Consider the following 3,142-nt stretch of genomic DNA (forward strand, 5'->3'; position numbering starts at 1 on the left):
GCGGAGCAGTTCGTCCATCGAGGCGAAGTGGTAGGTCATCGACCCCAGCGGTACCCCCGCCCGCGCCGCCGCCTTGCGGTGCGAGACACCCGCCACGCCGTCCTCGGCGATCAGGTCCAGCACGGCGGCGAGGATGCGCTCCCGCCGGCCGGGGAGAAGGCCCTCACGGCCTGGAAGCAGCGGGCCAAGGAAGCCGAGGACAAGGCCAGGGAGCAGGCCGCGCGGCTCAAGGAGTACGAGGACCGCGACAAGACCGAGGCCGAGCGGCAGGCGGACGCGCTGAAGGAGGCGCAGACGCGTGCCGAGCAGGCAACCCGGCTGGCCGTGTCGTCCAAGGTCGAGGCGCTGGCCGCCGGGCGTTTCCAGGATCCGCTGGACGCGGTCGACGCGCTCCAGGGCGGCTCCTACGTCACCGACGACGGCGCCGTGGACGGGGACGCCATCACGGCGGCCCTGGACGACCTGCTGACGCGCAAGCCGCACTGGGCCGCGACCGAGCCCGGTCCTCGTGTTCCTCGCCCGGATCCGGCGCAGGGAGCCCGCCCGGGCACCCCGCCGAACCTCGCGCAGCAGATCGGCGAGGCGGAGAAGGCCGGCAACACGAAACTCGCGCTGGCGCTGAAGACGCAGCAGCTGCGCGAGGTGAAGACCCCCAGCAAGTAGGGCAGGCCAGGGGGCCGCCCTCACCCAGAAAGGAGCGGCTCATGGCCGCAGTTACCGGGCAGGGCACGACCTACAACCTGCCGAACTACCACGGGGACCTGTACAAGGTCACGCCGACGGAGACCCCGTTCCTCGCCGCGATCGGCGGCCTGTCCGGCGGCAAGAGGACCAAGAGCACCGAGTTCGAGTGGCAGACGATGGACCGCCGCTCGTCGACGGCGAACAACAGCGCCCTTGAGGGCGCCAACGCCCCGACGGGTGTGGCCCGGTCCCGGTCGGCTGTCTCGAACGTCGTCGAGATCCACCAGTCCGCGGTCGAGGTGTCCTACACCCGCCAGGCCGCGACCGGCATGTACGGCGGCATCAACATCGGCGCCGACGACAACCCGGTCAACGACGAGCTGACGATGCAGATCACCGCCGAACTCGAAGCGATGGCCGTCGACATCGAGATGTCGTTCCTGAACGGCACCTACGCCAAGCCGACCACGAACGCGACCGCGCGGAAGACCCGCGGCCTGCTCAAGGCGATCAGCACCAACGTGAACGCCAACGGCGGCACCGCTCGCGACCTGTCCAAGGCGATCATCGACGCCCAACTGGCCACGATGTTCGGGAACGGCGCCCGGCTGCCGCAGGACACCACCGTCTTCATGACGGGCCCGGGCCAGAAGGTCACCCTGTCGAACCTGTACAGCGCTCCGACCCTGAACCAGCCGACCGCGTCCCGCAACATCGGCGGCGTCGCGGTCGACACGCTGGTCACGGACTTCGGGACTTTCGGGATCATGGTCGACCGGTGGATGCCGGCCGGGCAGATCGCGATCGTCGACCTGTCCGTGTGCGCGCCGGTGTGGCTGGAGATCCCCGGCAAGGGGATGCTGTTCGCCGAGCCGCTCGCCAAGGTCGGCGCCTCGGAGAAGTGGCAGCTGTACGGCGAGGTGGGCCTGGAGTACGGGCCGGAGTCGTACCACGGCCTCATCACGGACCTGAAGTAAGGAGACCGCCGTCATGGCGCAGTTCGAGAGCACGAAGTACCGGGGCCTGGTCCTCCAGGACGACAAGGGCGTCTGGGCGAAGTTCGAGGACGGTCTGTGCGAGACGTCCGACGCCGCAGTCATCAAGCGGCTGCGGGCCCTGCCCGACGAGTACGAGGTCGCCGAGGTGAAGGCACCGGCCAAAACCGACGGTGGCTCGGGCGGCGACGGCAAGTAGGGGGCAGCGGTGGCACTGGCGGAACTGTCTGACATCGCAGACCGGTTGGGCCGTGACCTGACCCCGGAGGAGACCCGCCAGGCGACCGCGCTCCTGGACGACGCCACGGCGATGATCGTGGACCGGTTCCCCCGGTACGCGGCCGAGCCCACGGCGACGTCGAAGGCGGTGTGCCGGGCTATGGTCCTGCGGGTCCTCCAAAACCCGCAGGGCCTGCGGCAGGAGTCCATCGACGACTATCAGGTCACCTACGATGCGGCCCGGTCTGCGGGCGAGCTGTACATCAGCGACGCTGAGGCGGAGATGCTGCGCCCTGTGCTCACCACGGCGTTCAGCATCACGCCCTCGGCGCCGAGGTCCAGGCCGTGAGTGGCATGGACCGGCTGCTGGCGCGGTCCCGGGCCTCGGCCGAGTGGCGGATGCGGGACAGGGTCCGCCTGTTCGCGCAGGCACCGGACGGTTTCGACCGGGAGCCCGGGGCCACGGTGCCGGGCGCGCGGACGACGCTGTACGAGGGCCGGGGCCGGGTGAAGCGGGTCATGCAGGCGGCTGGTGACCACGTGTCGGCGGCTGAGCGGCGGGTGTCCCTGCGGGACTACGAGGTGCACCTGCCGTGGTCCACGCCGCTGCCGCCCGACGTGCTGGTCACGCCGGGCTCCCAAGTCGAGGTGCTGGAGTCGGAGGACGCCCGCATGGTCGGCCTGATCTTGTGGGTGATCGGGGTGGCGTACTCGGACCAGGCCACGGCCTGGCGGCTCAGCACGGAGGACCGGTCATGAGTGCACAGTTCGACATGGGTGAGGTGCGCCGCTTGGAGCGGCACCTGACCCGCAGTATTCCCCGGCTGCGGCGGGAGGCCCGCGCGGTCACGATGCGCGGCGCGATGAACATCAAGAAGGACTGGCGGGCCAACGCAAGGGGGACCGCCGGCAAGCACGCCAGGCTGTACCCGCGGAGTATCAGCTACGACTTCGCTGCCTACGGCCGGGACCTGTTCATGGCCACGATTGGCCCGGACAAGGGCGGCCCGCAGGGCGCGCTCGGCAACCTGCTGGAGTACGGCTCGGTGAAGAACCCGCCGCACAACGACGGCGGCCGCGCCCTGGACGCGGAACTGCCCCGCTTCGAGGCGCAGATGCAGCTGCTCGCCGAGCGCGGCCTGGCCTGGTGGTGACGGATACCCGCACCCGCCACCCCCGATGCGCTGCCCCACCTGGACGCCGTGCAGAAGGCCCTTGAGGACGTGGGGCTCACGGTCTACGTG

At 70.4% G+C, this 3,142-nt stretch carries 6 protein-coding genes; 5 read left to right on the forward strand and 1 reads right to left on the reverse strand.

All coding sequences use genetic code 11. The features are described 5' to 3' along the window. The coding region (locus ACFWE9_RS26445) for a TetR/AcrR family transcriptional regulator (RefSeq protein ID WP_377359608.1) at positions 1–687 on the reverse strand (687 nt) is incomplete at its 3' end. 17 nt (positions 688–704) lie between these two features. Here ACFWE9_RS26445 and ACFWE9_RS26450 point away from each other — a divergent pair. The 5 genes from ACFWE9_RS26450 to ACFWE9_RS26470 are packed head-to-tail and all read left to right on the forward strand — an operon-like array spanning position 705 to position 3,052. Continuing rightward, the gene (locus ACFWE9_RS26450) at positions 705–1,661 is read left to right on the forward strand and encodes an SU10 major capsid protein (RefSeq protein ID WP_375847174.1); all 957 of its coding nucleotides are present in this window, start codon (positions 705–707) and stop codon (positions 1,659–1,661) included. A gap of 13 nt (positions 1,662–1,674) precedes the next feature. Continuing rightward, positions 1,675–1,878, forward strand: coding sequence for a hypothetical protein (locus tag ACFWE9_RS26455; protein ID WP_375847173.1), 204 nt, complete (start codon positions 1,675–1,677; stop codon positions 1,876–1,878). Between the two features lie 9 nt (positions 1,879–1,887). After that, positions 1,888–2,247 carry a Gp19/Gp15/Gp42 family protein gene (locus ACFWE9_RS26460; RefSeq protein WP_375847172.1) on the forward strand — a complete coding sequence of 120 codons (360 nt, stop codon included), beginning with the start codon at positions 1,888–1,890 and terminating at the stop codon, positions 2,245–2,247. Positions 2,248–2,252: 5 nt separating this feature from the next. Then, positions 2,253–2,657: a DUF6093 family protein gene (locus ACFWE9_RS26465; RefSeq protein ID WP_375847171.1), complete on the forward strand. Its 405-nt coding sequence runs from the start codon at positions 2,253–2,255 to the stop codon at positions 2,655–2,657. Continuing rightward, on the forward strand, positions 2,654–3,052 hold the full coding sequence (locus tag ACFWE9_RS26470; RefSeq protein ID WP_375847170.1) for a hypothetical protein: 399 nt from the start codon (positions 2,654–2,656) through the stop codon (positions 3,050–3,052). Before ACFWE9_RS26465 ends, ACFWE9_RS26470 begins: the two co-directional genes overlap by 4 nt. The last annotated feature ends 90 nt before the right edge of the window (positions 3,053–3,142 follow it).

It is taken from the genome of Peribacillus sp. NPDC060253, from assembly GCF_042727425.1.
Lineage (GTDB): Bacteria > Bacillota > Bacilli > Bacillales > DSM-1321 > Peribacillus.